The organism is Candidatus Sodalis pierantonius str. SOPE, from assembly GCF_000517405.1.
Classification (GTDB): domain Bacteria; phylum Pseudomonadota; class Gammaproteobacteria; order Enterobacterales; family Enterobacteriaceae; genus Sodalis_C; species Sodalis_C pierantonii.
The window spans coordinates 3510738-3527462 of sequence record NZ_CP006568.1 but is presented as its reverse complement, the minus strand read 5'-3'; the positions used below and the strand labels follow the sequence as shown (position 1 = coordinate 3527462).

General features: G+C 53.8%; 6 protein-coding genes and 8 pseudogenes. 6 read left to right on the top strand and 8 right to left on the bottom strand.

Annotated elements, in window-relative coordinates:
• Nucleotides 1–22 precede the first annotated feature (22 nt).
• The 6 genes and pseudogenes from SOPEG_RS30665 to SOPEG_RS17640 all read right to left on the bottom strand — a co-directional run bounded on the left by SOPEG_RS30665 (nucleotide 23) and on the right by SOPEG_RS17640 (nucleotide 6012).
• Nucleotides 23–490 carry a DNA-binding protein gene (locus SOPEG_RS30665; RefSeq protein WP_335334059.1) on the bottom strand — a complete coding sequence of 156 codons (468 nt, stop codon included), beginning with the start codon at nucleotides 488–490 and terminating at the stop codon, nucleotides 23–25.
• 2 nt (nucleotides 491–492) lie between these two features.
• Nucleotides 493–742 (bottom strand): annotated as a pseudogene (locus SOPEG_RS25250) (helix-turn-helix domain-containing protein).
• Between the two features lie 692 nt (nucleotides 743–1434).
• The gene (locus SOPEG_RS17655; RefSeq protein WP_025244030.1) at nucleotides 1435–2643 is read right to left on the bottom strand and encodes an IS256-like element ISSoEn2 family transposase; all 1209 of its coding nucleotides are present in this window, start codon (nucleotides 2641–2643) and stop codon (nucleotides 1435–1437) included.
• A 109-nt stretch (nucleotides 2644–2752) separates the two neighbouring features.
• Nucleotides 2753–3676 (bottom strand): IS5 family transposase, encoded by a 924-nt coding sequence (locus SOPEG_RS17650; protein ID WP_025246349.1) that lies wholly within the window; start codon nucleotides 3674–3676, stop codon nucleotides 2753–2755.
• Nucleotides 3677–4155: 479 nt separating this feature from the next.
• Nucleotides 4156–5186, bottom strand: a pseudogene (locus SOPEG_RS17645) (SulP family inorganic anion transporter); the annotation flags it as partial.
• A 178-nt stretch (nucleotides 5187–5364) separates the two neighbouring features.
• On the bottom strand, nucleotides 5365–6012 hold the full coding sequence (locus SOPEG_RS17640) for an HAD family hydrolase (RefSeq protein WP_025246348.1): 648 nt from the start codon (nucleotides 6010–6012) through the stop codon (nucleotides 5365–5367).
• A gap of 561 nt (nucleotides 6013–6573) precedes the next feature.
• Between SOPEG_RS17640 and SOPEG_RS17635 the strand changes: the two are divergent.
• Nucleotides 6574–7170: pseudogene (locus SOPEG_RS17635) on the top strand (TonB-dependent siderophore receptor); the annotation flags it as partial.
• Between the two features lie 35 nt (nucleotides 7171–7205).
• On the opposite strand, the pseudogene SOPEG_RS17630 reads toward SOPEG_RS17635, so the two are convergent.
• Nucleotides 7206–8415 (bottom strand): annotated as a pseudogene (locus SOPEG_RS17630) (IS256 family transposase).
• A 64-nt stretch (nucleotides 8416–8479) separates the two neighbouring features.
• Between SOPEG_RS17630 and SOPEG_RS17625 the strand changes: the two are divergent.
• Nucleotides 8480–10037, top strand: a pseudogene (locus tag SOPEG_RS17625) (TonB-dependent siderophore receptor); the annotation flags it as partial.
• 84 nt (nucleotides 10038–10121) lie between these two features.
• Here the strand turns inward: SOPEG_RS17625 and SOPEG_RS17620 are convergent.
• Nucleotides 10122–10874, bottom strand: a pseudogene (locus SOPEG_RS17620) (transporter substrate-binding domain-containing protein); the annotation flags it as partial.
• 273 nt (nucleotides 10875–11147) lie between these two features.
• On the opposite strand from SOPEG_RS17620, the pseudogene uxuA reads away from it, so the two are divergent.
• From uxuA to SOPEG_RS23315, 4 genes and pseudogenes are all read left to right on the top strand, one after another.
• Nucleotides 11148–12335: pseudogene (gene uxuA, locus SOPEG_RS17615) on the top strand (mannonate dehydratase).
• A gap of 97 nt (nucleotides 12336–12432) precedes the next feature.
• A pseudogene (locus SOPEG_RS17610) lies at nucleotides 12433–13905 on the top strand (fructuronate reductase).
• 240 nt (nucleotides 13906–14145) lie between these two features.
• Nucleotides 14146–14922 (top strand): Uxu operon transcriptional regulator, encoded by a 777-nt coding sequence (gene uxuR, locus SOPEG_RS17605; RefSeq protein ID WP_025246346.1) that lies wholly within the window; start codon nucleotides 14146–14148, stop codon nucleotides 14920–14922.
• Between the two features lie 307 nt (nucleotides 14923–15229).
• Complete coding sequence (locus SOPEG_RS23315; protein ID WP_025246345.1) at nucleotides 15230–16678, top strand: hypothetical protein; 1449 nt, start codon at nucleotides 15230–15232, stop codon at nucleotides 16676–16678.
• Nucleotides 16679–16725 lie beyond the last annotated feature (47 nt).

Sequence of the window (16725 nt, the reverse complement as noted above, 5' to 3'; positions counted from 1 at the left end):
GCGTGGCGGCGCGCTGCAGGGCCTAGGGCAATGTACCGACCTTTGACTCCTCGACGATAAAGGTCACCGCCGCAATGTGGGTCATGCCGGCCTGCTGTAACCGGATCACTTCCTGTGCCAGCATCATGCGCGCATCGGCAATCTGCTTTTGGTGATCGTTGAGGGCCTGCACTTTGCGCTTGAGCAGGGCAGGACATTGACGCATGATCGCCAGCTCATCGCGTGACTTGATGGCGCTGCCACGCTTGACCGACTCATCAACCGGCTGGGCCGGGGCTTGCGCAATCAAAGATTTATAGTGCCGCTGTTTGATGATCTCGCGTGTTTGTTCTGGCAAACAATCGATGTGGTACTCGAAAGCCTTGGTGCCAGGACGTTTGCGTACCAGTTCAGGTGAACCTCCCGAATATCGACACAGTGCCTGGCGAATGCCCTTGGTTGTCGCGGGTAAGCCGGGTACTCTCATTAATTCCTTGGCGACAACAAACATGATCAGGACACCTTGCGGATATAGCTTACCGTTCTGTAACGGCTCGGCCAGATCACTTCCGGCTCTACCCCCAGCGCATTAGCAATAATTTGCTGATACGGTCTACATGGTGTACGCAAAACGGTTTTAAGTGAGTCTTTACTGTACCCCGCCTCCAGTGAAAGCGCGCGGAGCGATAGTCCTCTCTCTATGGATTTCCGCCTTGATGATTTCAGGGTGCCAATCGACACACAGATCTTCTTTTTGACTCATCATTCATCTATCCTAAAAAGTTAACCGCCGGGATAACCGAGGGGTTATCTGCATAAGTTAAATATGCCCATAAAAGAACCAAAGTCAAGGTTCTTTTATGGGTCAAATGATTGCTGCTATGGGTCAAATGATTGCTGCGGCGTTTTAAGATTTTTTTGATTAAAAATCATGGTATTAAATAAAAAAACCAGACAACAACAAAAGAACCTTTAGGTACTTTTGTTCAAATAGGAAAAGAACCTGTTGCAGGCAGAATTAAGCTTTTAATAGGTGAGCGATCTGTGCGAAAATCAGCGGAGGATTGGGGGGTTAATTCAGAAACAATCCGCAATTATTTCAAAAGGAAAAATTCTAAACCTAGGTATGAGGTGCTTGAAAAGATATCAAAAAGCGAAAGAGTGTCTATTGACTGGATTCTTCATGGCACAGGAGACAACCCAAACTTAGACCAAAAGTTGGGTTCAGAAGAACAACGCTCGGTTCAAGACAGTACGAACAGACTTTGGGCTGTTTTAAGTGCCTTAACTGATTGTGAAAGAGAGAGGCTTGCAGATGTACTGCTGCGGAAAGGTGCTGAGACAGTGCTCTATTTACTTGATGAGGAGAATATAGAGCTTCTGAAGCTCGACCGCGCTTTGTTGAATAAATCCGAAATTTGGACCCTGTACACGATTCTGTGTAAATGCCTTTTCTCAGAAGTGACCGTCCAGGCGGTCACCGAACTCGATAATAAAGCGGCTCATTGCCATGCGCCAGTCCCTCAAAGGCATTGTCCATTTCTGTGAGGCCGCCTGTATCGCCAGCCACACCACCTTTTTCACTGCGTCGTCGGTCGGGAACACCTTGCGCTTTTTGATGGCATGCCGGATCACGCTGTTTAACGACTCGATGGCGTTGGTCGTGTAGATCACCTTGCGGATGTCCGTTGGGTAGGCAAAGAACGTGGCCAGATTGGCCCAGTTTGCCTGCCAGCTTCGACTTATTTGCGGGTAGCGGATGTCCCAGGCACTGGAGAACGCTTCCAGCGCCTGCAAGCCGGCTTCTTCCGTAGGGGCCTGATAGATAGCTTTCAGGTCGCGGGTGACGGCCTTGTAGTCCTTCCAGGAGACGAACCGCAGGCTGTTGCGCACCATATGTACGATACACAGCTGGAGCCGCGCCTCCGGATACACCGCGTTAATAGCGTCAGGGAAACCTTTCAGCCCGTCTACGCAGGCGATAAGGATATCGTTCAGGCCGCGGTTTTTCAGCTCTGTCAGCACGTTCAGCCAGAACTTTGCGCCTTCATTTTCGGCCAGCCACATACCTAGCAACTCTTTCTGGCCTTCGATGTTGATGCCCAGCGCCAGGAACACAGATTTGTTGATGATGCGGCTGTCCTGCCGGACTTTTAGAACGATACAGTCAAGATAAACAATGGGATAGACTGCATCCAGAGGCCGGTTTTGCCATTCGACAACCTGCTCCATGACCGCATCGGTGACCTTTGAGACCAGCGCCGGCGAGACATCGGCGTCATACAGCTCTTTGAACGCGGCGGCGATCTCGCGGGTGGTCATCCCTTTGGCGTACAACGATAAAATCTGGTTATCCATCCCGGTAATCCGGGTCTGGTTCTTCTTCACCAGTTGCGGTTCAAAGGAACCGTCACGATCGCGCGGAGTACGCAGCGCCAGCGGGCCATCGCCAGTGGTAACGGTTTTTGTGGAATAGCCGTTGCGGGCGTTGGTCCCCGGTTTAGGCTGATTTTTATCGTAGCCGAGGTGATGGGTCATTTCGGCATTGAGAGCTGCTTCGACGCTGATTTTTTTCAGCAGCCGATCGAAGTGACTGAGATCTTCAGGGGTTTTGAGATTTTTGGCCAGTTCGTTAGCCAGAGCCTGCAACTGTTTTTCGTCCATAAATTAACCTGTTTTTGATGTTGGATTGAACATATCAAAATCAGGCAAATACACAAATTTCTAAACAGGCTCGAAATTTGTGACGACTTCCTCCCTATCAGGGCGATTGTTACATGATGCGGACGCTGTTTGGCATTCCTAACAGTGTGATCCGGTTAAGTGCTTTAACCATTGCCATTGCCTCACCTACCTGCGCGTCATAGTCATGCAGACTCAGATGACCACCCAGAAGTGTTTTAAACCGGAACATGGCCGTTTCAGCCAGTGAACGCCGGTGATAACCTACTTTCTTTTTCCAGGTATCGTTATTGCCCCTCAGATGCTGATTTGCCACCGCATGGTTACGCTCATGGTATCGAGCTGGCCAATATTGTGCACCACTTCGCGGTGGGATAAGCGGCTTTATTTTTTTCCTCAGCAGAGCATCATGACAGTAACGCGTATCGTAAGCACTGTCAGCCGACGCTTCCCTGATTTTCCGGTGGGTTTGGTTAATCAGCCCGGGCAGCGCCTGCGCATCTGTCGTACCGCTTAGCGATAAATCGGCACAGATAATTTCATGTGTCACGCTATCTACTGCCAGATGAAGCTTGCGCCATACTCTGCGTCTCTCAGCCCTATGCTGCCTGACTTTCCATTCGCCTTCGCCGAAGACTTTCAGGCCGGTGCCATCGATGACCAGGTGTGAGATTTCGCCGCGGGTTTGCGTTTTTATGCTGATGTCGACGGTTTTTGCTCGCCGGCTGACCAGAGAGTAATCTGGGCAGCGCAGCGACAGCCCCATCAGTTTAAAAATCGAGTCAACGAAACCCTGTAACGCCCGGAGCGAAAGGTTAAACACGCGCTTTATCATCAGAACCGTGGTAATGGCCATATCGGTGTAGTGAAGCGGCCGGCCACGATGTTCAGGTGGTGTACTCTCAGTCCATGCAGCAATGGCTGACTCATCAAGCCATACTGTCAGGTCCCCCCGCTGCCTGAGCGCATTGTTATATGCGGGCCAGTTGGTGATTTTAAACTTTTGCTTTGCCATGGGGACCTGATGTTGAAACGAATGTAGTGATCAGAGCCGCCAGTCACCTAAAAGTTCGATTTATTCAACAAAGCCGCTCGACCGTGTAATCAAGGACAAAGTACTGGGTAAGCATTATCCAAAAGATGAGGAACAGGCTGCTTTGAACGATGCAAACAGTAGAGGGTGTGGTTTTGATGGCAACAATGAGGCAGGGAAAGAAATCCTAGCAAGCTATAGCAAAAGGGCCGTTTAGATAAAATATAAGTATATTGTGTATATTTTGCAATAAAATCGTTAATCAAGAACTGTTTAAACGGCTTTCAAATTTACTCAAACCACGACCAATTTAGTCCAGAATATAGTGCAAAAAACTCATTTCCCGCTCATTTTTTTGCGCCGAGTCCAGAATCCTTAAAATCGCTGTAAGCCGCGTCAATAAAGGGCTTTCGGCTAGTCCATCGTTCCCCTTGAGAGTCCAGAAATGATTGCCACCCCACAAGCGTGCCCGGGTTAACGCTGTGCCAGTTGACGGTTTTGACCGCCACAATCATCATCACCGTCGTCAGTACCACCATCGGAATACGCGCCATCACGCCGCTTAACGCGGTCACCAACAACAGCAACATCAGCGCCGCCGTGAAGGTGAAAAGGCGGGTGCGCGCTTGTCCCAGTTGTATGTTGACAAGGGTCTGTCCTATCATCGCGCAGCCGGCGATCCCGCCATATACGCCGGCGCAGAGATTGGCCACCCCAAGCGCCCATGACTCGCGGCGCTTGCTCGAGTGGCTGTCGGTCAACTATCCACCAGCTTGGCCGTCAGCAGCGATTCCAGCAGGCCAACAAACGCCACGCTGAGGGCCGTGGGCCAGATAATCCGGGTTAACGGCACGCGCCACTCGGTTAAGCCGGGCAGTCCGGCCATCATGGGGCCTGCGTCCCCGACGGTCGGTACCGGCCAGCCGCCCCAGACCGCGATGACGGTCACGTCAACGATTGCCACCAGCGACGAAGGCAGGGCGGATGTCAGGCGCGGCCATGCGAACATGATCACCCCCGTCAGCGCAAACAGAAGCCAAACCTGCCAGGCGTGATGCAGCAGGTGCGGCACCTGAGCGACAAAAATCAGGATGCCCAAAGCGTTGACAAAGCCCACCATTACCGAGCGCGGGATATAACGCATCATGCGCGCCAGACCCGCCAGGCCAAACAGGATCTGCACGCTGCCAGCCAAAAGCACCGTTGGTAAAATATACGCCACGCCGTGGACATGCACCATCGGGCCGATAACCAGCGCCACCGAGCCGGCGGCGGCGGTGACCATGGCGCGGCGCCCGCCGAGCAGCGAGGTCACCAGACACAGCACAATCGATGCCACAAGGCTGACTTTGGGGTCGACGCCGGCGATGACGACCGAAAAGGAGATCACCTCCGGCACCAGCGCGAGCGCGGTGACAATACCCGCCAGACATTCACGCGCCAATAAACGGGGAACACCGGGCGCGGCGGGGGAAAAGGGCGTTTTTGCCATGTAATACCGTTAACCAGGGATAGGAGTAAATGAATGCGGCGGAGAACCGCCCTGGGCGGCAGCTTTGTAACCGCTTATCGGTACCCGTTCGCGCCATCACGGGTGCGGGCACGGTAGGTGAAGAGTGTAAACGACTTTGCGCCGAGATGCTTCGTTTACGATGGCGTTCAGGTTATCTCTATGGCTGCCGGCAGAGGATAGCGGGTAACGCGTGAAGATCGTCAAGGGCGATCCCAGGCGTCCCGAGCCTGGCGTCGTCTTGCAGTAGCGCCCAGGGTCCGCGACGTAAAAATACCGCCAGCATTCCCGCCTGGCGGGTGGGGAGCACATCATTATCCAGTCTGTCGCCCACGTAGGCGACCTCGGTCGGTTTAAGGCCCGGCGTCGCGGCAAGGATCCGCTGGAAAAAGCGTGGATCAGGTTTTTCCACCCCCCAGGATGCCGAAGAGCGAATGATATCCGCCGGCACTCCCGCCAGGCGCAGCGTCTGTTCCACCGCCTGGGGTTGATTACCCGCAATACCCACCAGTATACCGGCCTGGCGCAAACGCCTCAGACAGGGTACGGCGTCCGGATAAAGATCCGTCGCGCGCAAACGGTAAGATTTGCCGGCCTGTTCGCGCTGCTGCTGCAACTGCTGAAAATCACTGTCCGGCCGCACCAGGCGGAATACCCGACGATGATGTTCGCCTCGAGCGATGACGGCGCCCAGAGCGGCGAAAAATGTCAACCGGGAGAGCCCGAGAAAATCGGCCCATTCCGCCCATTCCCGGCTTTCATCGACCAGCGTTTCGCCCACGTCGAAAAATACCGCTTTGATTGCCACAGGTTTGCTCCTCTCTCCGCCGCGGCGCGCCGTTACCTTACCTATCATGCCACGCGGGCGGCCTACCTGTAACGCTAAAGAGGGAGAGGGTATGGCTGCTGGCGTAAAATAACAGCCGTGTTAATAGACCGGTATGGCTGAATATTAGCTGTGTTAACGCCAACCTGTATTAGCCGGCGAACGAGAATAGCTGTTAAGGGGCGCTTTCCGCCGCCGCTATTTTTCGCCCGCCAGGCCAACGGCGCGGTTATTTCGCGTCGCGAGCTCAAATAAGCCGGAAACGGGACGCTAATCCTTAATAAAGACAGGGGATTCGCATTGCAGGTAAATGCCGGCACGTCAACTCGCGTTAAATCGGATCCCCAACGCTGAATGACATCATCCTTAACACTATTTTTCACAATTAATGCATTTGCAAATAGAATGCTTGCAAAACATAAACAGAAAGATAATTATTATCATCCGTATTCAAGACAGAATTGCCAGGGAATGCTTTCATCATCGCGCGTTTAAGATGAAACACGCGCGGGCGCTGTACGGTTTTAGAAAGAGATAACGTGAATGACTAACGCTTTCAGGATCAGAACATCTATGCTCCTTTGCTCTATGGCCTTAGCCCTACCGCTGACGGCGGCCGCGGAAGAGACCATCGTCGTTACCGCTCAGCCGGATGCCGGCGCCGATGCGCCCACCGCGGGGTACACCGCCAAGACCAGCACCGGCGCCACCAAAACCGATAAGCCCCTTATCACCACCGGACAATCCATTTCCGTCATTACCCGTCAGCAAATAGACGATCAGGGCGCGATGGATTTAAATCAGGCGCTGAATTATACCCCGGGCATTTTCACCAATTTCGCCGGTGCGGCGACGCGTTTTGATACTATTTCGCTGCGCGGATTCCACGGTGGCGATGTGGATAATACCTTCCTTGATGGTTTACGGGTCATGAGCGACAGCGGTAGCCATAATAACCTGCAGGTGGATCCGTGGTTTCTGGAACGCGTGGATGTGATTAAAGGCCCTTCATCCGCGCTTTATGGCCAGACGGTGCCGGGCGGGCTGGTTAATATGACCACCAAACGCCCGCAATTCAGCGAAGAAGGGCATTTTCGGCTGTATGGCGGCACGCAAAATACCCAAGGCGGCGCGTTTGACTGAGCCCGTACCGGATTCTGTGTAAATGCCTTTTCTCAGAAGTGACCGTCCAGGCGGTCACCGAACTCGATAATAAAGCGGCTCATTGCCATGCGCCAGTCCCTCAAAGGCATTGTCCATTTCTGTGAGGCCGCCTGTATCGCCAGCCACACCACCTTTTTCACTGCGTCGTCGGTCGGGAACACCTTGCGCTTTTTGATGGCATGCCGGATCACGCTGTTTAACGACTCGATGGCGTTGGTTGTGTAGATCACCTTGCGGATGTCCGTTGGGTAGACAAAGAACGTGGCCAGATTGACCCAGTTTGCCTGCCAGCTTCGACTTATTTTGCGGGTAGCGGATGTCCCAGGCACTGGAGAACGCTTCCAGCGCCTGCAAGCCGGCTTCTTCCGTAGGGGCCTGATAGATAGCTTTCAGGTCGTGGGTGACGGCCTTGTAGTCCTTCCAGGAGACGAACCGCAGGCTGTTGCGCACCATATTCACGATACACAGCTGGAGCCGCGCCTCTGGATACACCGCGTTAATAGCGTCAGGGAAACCTTTCAGCCCGTCTACGCAGGCGATAAGGATATCGTTCAGGCCGCGGTTTTTCAGCTCTGTCAGCACGTTCAGCCAGAACTTTGCGCCTTCATTTTCGGCTAGCCACATACCTAGCAACTCTTTCTGGCCTTCGATGTTGATGCCCAGCGCCAGGAACACAGATTTGTTGATGATGCGGCTGTCCTGCCGGACTTTTAGAACGATACAGTCAAGATAAACAATGGGATAGACTGCATCCAGAGGCCGGTTTTGCCATTCGACAACCTGCTCCATGACCGCATCGGTGACCTTTGAGACCAGCGCCGGCGAGACATCGGCGCCATACAGCTCTTTGAACGCGGCGGCGATCTCGCGGGTGGTCATCCCTTTGGCGTACAACGATAAAATCTGGTTATCCATCCCGGTAATCCGGGTCTGGTTCTTCTTCACCAGTTGCGGTTCAAAGGAACCGTCACGATCGCGCGGAGTACGCAGCGCCAGCGGGCCATCGCCAGTGGTAACGGTTTTTGTGGAATAGCTGTTGCGGGCGTTGGTCCCCGGTTTAGGCTGATTTTTATCGTAGCCGAGGTGATGGGTCATTTCGGCATTGAGAGCTGCTTCGACGCTGATTTTTTTCAGCAGCCGATCGAAGTGACTGAGATCTTCAGGGGTTTTGAGATTTTTGGCCAGTTCGTTAGCCAGAGCCTGCAACTGTTTTTCGTCCATAAATTAACCTGTTTTTGATGTTGGATTGAACATATCAAAATCAGGCAAATACACAAATTCCTAAACAGGCTCGTTTGACTATACCAATGCCATTAACGATCAATGGGCTTTTCGTATAACCGGCATGACCCGCAGCAGCGATACCCAATACTCTCATACCCGCGAGGAACGCTATGCGATTTCCCCTGCGCCGCTGTGGCAACTCAATGAAAACACCACCTTGTTGCTCAAAGCGTATTTGCAAAAAGATCCGTCTGGAGGCTATCACAGCGCGGTGCCGGCCGACGGTAGCTTGAGCGTGCGCCACGGTTCCCGTTTGAGCCGCAGCTTTTATGACGGCGAGAGCGATTTGGATCAATATAAGCGCCGGGAGCAAATTTACAGTTATGATTTTTCGCATACCCTCAACGATACCTGGTCGGTACATTCCACCGGTAGTTATACGCATGCCAATGTCTCGATTGATCAGGTGTATCAAGGCGGCTGGGTAGGGGATAGCGATCTGCTGAGCCATTATTATACCGGCGAGCGCTCCTCCCTGGATGCGTTTGCGATGGATAACCGGGCGCAGGCGGATTTCAATACCGGCGCTGTTGATCATAAGTTGGTGCTTGACGCGGAATATCATCAATATAAAAATGATTTGTGGGACGGCGGCGCCTATGGGACCTATTCGAATGCCGCCACCGGCGTCTCCGCGGGCAGCGCGTTGTTCCAGGATCCTGCATTGACGATTCCCGGTTACTATAATGACAATAACAATCAACGTCGTTATTACCAGACCGGCGTTTATCTGCAAGATGAAATGGTCATGGATCAATGGCACCTGGATGTGTCGGGCCGCTACGATCGTATTGTGTCCAAGCAGGTCAGCCACAGCTATGACACCTCGGTTCGCCGCGCCGACGATCACATCAGCGGTCGGGCTTCGCTGTTGTACGCCTTTGCCAACGGGGTATCGCCCTATATCAGCTATAGCCAGGCCATCACGCCAACATCTCTGACCGGCGCCGACGGCAATTTACTCAAACCGACCACCGCCGAACAATATGAGGCCGGCCTGAAGTATCAACCGGTGGGCAGCTCGAGTCTGTATACCATCGCCGTTTATGATTTACTGCACAAAGACGTTGCCAATCGCGATATCATTACCGCCACCTATACCCAGTCGGGAAAAGTGCACTCACAGGGAATTGAGCTTGAGGCCCATAACCAAATCACGCCTCGTTTGAGCACCCTTGCCGGCTATTCTCTCAATCACGTTCGCTTTAAAGACTCCGTAGACGGCAATGACGGCCATACCCCTTATGTTACCCCCAACCAAACCGCATCCTTCTGGGGCCATTACCGCTTTGATTATGGCATCAGCGTAGGCGCCGGCGTCCGTTATATCGGTAAGCGCGGATAACGAAAACACCACCCGCGTGCCGTCCGTGACGCTCCTGGACGCATCGCTGCGCGCCGATTTGGGGGCTTGGGACGGCCGCCTGAAAGGCGCATATGTACAGGTGAATGCCAACAACCTCACCGATCGCGACTACGTCGCGGCTTGTTATGGCATCGGTTACTGCTATTGGGGCGCGGAACGTTCGGTAATGGCCACGGTCGGCTATGACTTTTAAGCCGGCGTAAAGGGTGAACGCCTGACGCTTGCCACGCGCTTTCAGCCGAGGGCGGCCGCCTGCCAATGGGGCCGCCGCCGCCCGCCATTGGCGGGCCAGCGCACGATAACTGCCGTCTGCCTGATGCAGATGCAGCCACTGGTCGACATACCTTTTCCATACGCTATCGTCCCGCGGCAGCATATAGGCTTTTTCGCCGTACTGTATCGGCACATGGGGTTGCACGGCGCACCATGATGGATAACGTTGCTGCTGAAACAAGGCTTCCTCCACGTCGGTAATCATGACATCCGCCTTTTGGTCAACCAATTGTTGGAAAATAGCCGCGTTGTCATGGCTCAAAATCAGCGTCGCGCGCGGCAAGTGTTTACGCACCACCGCTTCATTGCTCCCTCCCGCTGGGGCGATGATCCGCACCGCCGATTGATTCATCTGCTCAATGCTATGCAGTCGAGGCCGGTCCACGCAGCGTACCAGCGGTATTTTGCCCTCGACGCTGAGCACCAGCGAGAAACTGGCTCGTTTTTGGCGATCCAGCGTAACGGAAACCCCGCCCACGGCGATATCACAGTCGCGCGCGCTAAAATCCCTCATCAGGTTCTTCCAGGTTGTCGGTACCCACTGGATACGGGCCGGCAAACTGTCGGCCAGCGATTGCGCCATCGCGATATCGATGCCTTCATAATGGCCGTCGGCGCGTAAAAAGCTATAAGGCCGATAATCGCCTGTGGTACAGACCTTTAATACCCCCTGTTGCAAAATACGGTCGAGGCGCGATTGCGCCCAACCGCCGCCGCTGATGCTTAGCAAAAGAAAAAACCGTAGCGCGTGCGTCATGATGCGATCTCCCTATCGTGGCTGTAGCGGCATTCAATGGCCGCCGGTAAACCGATTATGCCGTCATTCTTGGCGGGCGTGGGCAATTGGCGGTCAATAACTTATCGCCCCGCAGGCCTTTATCACGCCCGGCAATGAGGCGGGCGGCCGCATGGTTAAACGGTACGGCGTTCCCTATAGATAGATATAAAATGTGATTTGGTAAACCAATTTGCGCATTACGCTACGTGTATGCTTACGCTGCACGATGATCGCTTATCGATGAGGTGGAAAATGAAACAGACCTGGCGCTGGTATGGCCCTAACGATCCTGTCTCGCTGGCTGATGCGAGACAGGCCGGAGTCACAGGCATCGTCACGGCATTACATCAGATCCCGAATGGCGAGGTCTGGACGGTGGAAGACATCTTGCAGCGCAAAGCGATAGTGGAAGCGGCGGGGCTCGAATGGTCTGTGGTGGAGAGCGTGCCGATTCATGAGGATATCAAAACCCACAGCGGCAACTACGATCGGTGCATCCGTCATTACCAGCAAACGCTGAGGAACCTGGCCGAATGCGGGATCCGGACGGTGTGTTATAACTTCATGCCGATTTTGGATTGGACGCGCACGGATCTGGAATATGTATTGCCGGACGGCGCCAAAGCCTTGCGCTTCGACCAGATAGCTTTCGCCGTGTTTGAATTGCATATCCTGCAACGTGCGGGCGCTGAAGCGGATTATAGCGCGGAGGAGATCGCTCAGGTGGCCCAGCGCTTTGCCGAGATGAGCGAAGAGGACAAAACGCGCCTCGCCCGCAATATTATCGCCGGCTTACCGGGCGCCGAAGAGGGATATACGCTGGAACAATTCCGCGCCCAGCTCGCGCGCTATCAGGGGATCGATCACGGCAAATTACGGGAAAACTTCGCCTATTTCCTGCGCGCCATTATTCCGGTGGCGGAAGAGGTGGGTGTCCGCATGGCTGTGCATCCCGACGATCCGCCGCGGCCCATCCTGGGACTGCCGCGTATTGTTCCACGGCGGATGACATGCAGTGGGTGGTGGATACCGTAGACAGCATGGCTAACGGCTTTACCCTGTGTACCGGCTCCTATGGCGTGCGCGCCGACAACGATTTGGCGGCAATGACCGAGCGGTTCGGGCCGAGGATTTACTTTGCTCACTTACGCTCGACCCAGCGGGAAAGTAATCCTAAAAGTTTCCATGAAGCCGCGCATCTGGTGAGGGACGTGGACATGTTTGCGGTTGTCAAGGCTATCACGCACGAAGAGCAGCGGCGTAAGGACGCCGGACGGGAAGACGCGATTCCGATGCGTCCCCGACCACGGGCACCAGATGCTCGACGACCTGAAAAAGAAAACCAACCCGGGCTATTCCGCCATCGGCCGGCTCAAAGGGCTCGCGGAAATACGCGGCCTTGAACTGGCCATTCAGCGTGTCTTTTTTGCCGATCGCTAAACCGCTTAGGCACGGCAACGCCCGTGCCGTTTAATTCTATTCTGTTCGGTTTGCCCATGGTGCACTGCCCCGGCAGACCGAATGGCAGGAGGCTTTAATGGAAACAACTATCGCCACGGGCACGCTGAGCGTCGCCCGGCCCGCCTGGGATACCTCACGCCTGGCGGCGCGGATAGTGCATTTGGGCTGTGGCGCTTTTCATCGCGCCCATCAAGCGCTGTATACTCACCATCTGCTGGAAACAACGGCGTCGAACTGGGGATATTGCGAAGTCAACCTGATGCCGGGCAACGATCGGTTCTTGATTGAGGCCTTACGCAAGCAGCAGTGCCTGTATACCGTCGCCGAAAAAGGCGCCGACGCCACCGAACTCAAAGTCATCGGTTCAATGAAGGAAGTGCTGCATCCCGAGCTGGATGGCTGCTGCGCGATCCTTGATGCTCTGGTGCGTCCGGAAACGGCCATCGTTTCGCTAACCGTCACCGAAAAAGGCTACTGCGCCGAACCGGCCAGCGGTGAACTCGATCTTAATCATCCGCTGATTAAGCACGACCTGGCCACGCCGGATCGGCCGAAATCCGCCATCGGCTACATTGTTGAAGCGCTGCGTCTGCGCCGGCAACAGGGTTTGCGGCCGTTTACCGTGATGTCCTGCGACAACCTGCGTAAAAATGGTCATGTGGCGCGCATAGCGGTCTTGGGGCTTGCCCGGGCGCGTGACGCCGGCCTCGCCGACTGGATAGCGCAGCAGGTGACTTTCCCCTGCACCATGGTTGATCGCATCGTGCCCGCCGCGACGCCGAAAGCGTTGCAGGAGATTGCCGATAGCCTTGGGGTTGACGATCCCTGCGCCATCGCTTGCGAACCCTTTCGCCAATGGGTCATAGAAGATAACTTCGTTAATGGTCGCCCCGATTGGGACCGGGTCGGCGCACAGTTTGTGAATGATGTGGTTCCCTTTGAGATGATGAAACTGCGCATGCTTAACGGCAGCCACTCCTTTTTGGCCTATTTGGGTTACCTGGGGGGATGTGATGCTATCGCCGATACCATGACCCATGCGCAATATCGCCAGGCGGCCCTGGCGCTGATGATGCAGGAACAGGCGCCGACGCTATCGATGCCAGCCGGCACGGATTTGGCGGCATATGCCAAAGGGCTAATCGAGCGCTTCAGCAATCCTTCACTACGTCACCGCACTTGGCAAATCGCCATGGACGGCAGCCAGAAACTGCCGTAGCGTATGCTGGATCTGATACGTCAGCACGTGGCGGAGGGGACGGATTTTCGTCATCTGGCCTTGGGGGTCGCGGGCTGGATGCGTTATATCCTGGGTGAGGACGAGCAGGGCAATGCCATTGAGGTGGTGGATCCCTTAAGCGGCACCTTCCAAACGCTTAATCAACGGTATCCGCGCGGTCCGGAGCGTGTGCAGGCGTTGCTCGGCATCCGCGCTATTTTTGGTGACGATCTGCCGGCGAATGCGCGCTTCGTCACGGCGGTCACCGAGGCTTATGAACAGCTGTGCCGGGTAGGGGCTAGAGCCGCGGTGGAAGCGCTGTGCCGTTAGCGCGCCGGGCCAGCACGCGCTGATATCCGCGCGTCAGGGACGGCTCGTATCGGGTAACGCCGTCCCGCTAGTAAGCGGCGTTGGTCAACCAAAATGGCGAGAGGGCGCCCAAAATGGTATTGCGACCGTAAGTGTGACATTATAGCTAACGGGCCAGGTATCGGCGTGGTTGGGGTCTCCCCCGCGATTGCGCCGCTTCCTTCTCTTTGATAGATGTTAACCGACATAGATAAAGCTACGATGAAATCGAGTCTCATACAACAGCGTCCGTACCAGCAAGTGGGCAGTATCCTGCGCGACATGATTGCGCAAAAGCGCTACGCGCTCAATGAACGCTTACCTCCTGAGCGTGAGATTGCCGACATGCTAAACGTAAGCCGAACGCTGATCCGGGAAGCGCTCATTATGTTGGAGCTGGAGGGGCTAATCGAGGTCCGGCGCGGCGCGGGTATCTTTGTCATCAGCACGCCAGACATGCGTCAAGGCGGCAAGGATGAGGGTGCGCAAAATGTTTGCAACGATGCGGGCCCGTTTGAGCAACTGCAGGCGCGTCAACTGCTGGAAAGCAACATCGCGGAATTTGCCGCCCTGCAGGCCACCCGTGAAGACATTATAAAAATGCGTCAGGCGCTCCAGCTTGAGGAAGAAGAGCTGGCCTCTGATTCTCCCGACGGGGCGGAGAATGGCGATATGCATTTCCACCTGGCGGTTGCCGCGGCCACCCATAACAGCATGTTGGTCGAGCTGTTCAAACAGTCCTGGGAGTGGCGCGAAAATAATCCCATGTGGATCCAGCTGCACCGCCATTTGGATAATACCCGTTATCGCAAAGAATGGCTGCATGACCACAAACAGATCCTGGCGGCGCTTATCAAAAAAGATCCGCGCGGCGCCAAATTTGCCATGTGGCAACACCTGGAGAATGTCAAACATCGTCTGCTGGAATTTTCTGATGTCGACGATATTTATTTTGACGGTTATCTGTTTGAATCCTGGCCCTTGAGCCACATCGAATAACGCCCAAAGCACAGGTCGGGTTGGAAATCTCTACGGTCCGACGCTTCCTGATAAACGCGCTGCTTACAAAGTCACGCTTGCCCCGGGTAAGCGTGCCGGGTGGTGCTCACTATCCCACGCTTTAGCCTCATTTTCATCCTTATCATGCGTGTCATCGCTTGAGACCGACGCGGAAAAACGCCGAGAATATCTCGGTAAATCACCTGATGGCGTCAATCAGAGTGCCGTCTATAGTGGGGCAATTATGTTTATTTAGGGCTATCTCGCTGTGTTACATGGTGAGGCGATACTGATAAGGGCGAACGCTATGTCGATTGCAATTAAATCCTCTCCTTTTTTACCCTTCAATAGAACCATAAGTAGTGACAAAATTGCCCGCGCCATCAACAGTGACAACAAAGCGGACGCCATGGCGTTAAACCTCTGGGATAAAATTAAAGATTGGTTTTGTGGGACCAAAACCTGTGAGGTGCTTGAAAAGATTTTTGTTATTACGCATGGCGAAGGCAACATGACGACGGAAGAGGCTCTGTCAAAAGTCATTGCATTTCATCAATTGCAGGGGATGGCTTATCCCATTCATGATGATAAATTCCACGCCGTTGTCACATCCAATGGCGAGGGGAGTTATCGATTCAGTTTCGCTATTGCGGGCGTCATGAAGGGGCAGAGCCTTTGCTATGGTAAGCATGAGGGAGATATCAGGGCAATACAACGCCATGCGTTAACGAATGACAGTGAATTTCTGCTTCCGGCACATGTTGGCGATAAAACCGTCGGATGCGCCTTAACCAGTATTACTTACGATAAAGAACGCAATGAATTTAATGGGGTATCACAGTCGAATCAAGGCAGGTTATCTCTACACTTGCTGAGTGACGCGGCCAAAGAACGCCTCGCGCGGCATCCCGAGCTTGCCCAGGCGTGGGTTTCATTGCAAATGAAAACCTTTGATTTTTATGCAAGGCTTTGTTCTGACCTGGAAGAAAAGGCCAAAATGGCCGAGATAAATATTGCAGAGGCCGAAGAGCATTGGCTGCATTGTTTTGCGAGATCACTTAAATCTCTCTACCAAAGCAGAAACGAGATGCTCGCAAATGAACTCAATGACAATGGCTGGAAGGGACTTTTAACACAGGGCGATCCCATAGGGGGTGATCAGCTTCACGACGGATTTGCCTATGCCGAGACCGTCAATGCCACTCCCATCGCTGCTAACCCTGGTTATGGCGATCCCTTTTGTGACAAGCCCCTCTCCCATCAATCTGGCTGGGACGAAACGATGTATGCCGAACCCGTCTATGCCGAGCCTGCCGATGCTTTCTCTGATTATGACGAACCCCTGTATGCTGAGCCCGTTTATGCAGAGCCTGCCTATGCTATCTCTGGTTATGACCAACCCTTATATGCGGAACCTGCTTATATTGGCCGTGGTGAGAATCAATTCCAGCGTTCAGGATCACCTATTTCCACATTCGTTAGCTCAAGGAATAACCTTAACGAAAACATAGGTGACAATGATCATAACGTGACCTGGCACAATGACGTTAACTTAGCTGCAAATTCGCCTCTGGCTTGCATGCAATCAGACAAGTATTACCATGGCCCGTTAAATGGAGATATTTACGCGAAAATTGATAAGCTAAAAACAGGAAAGACGTTTAGTTTATTGGAGGAAATTATCAGTGAGGTGAGAGTGAATGAAGCGAAGTTTCCCCTACTGGCGGCATACGTGAGGAAGCATAATATGATATGAAAAAGCAGTCCTGATAGTGTTATTGTTTAAATGACATGTCTTTATAC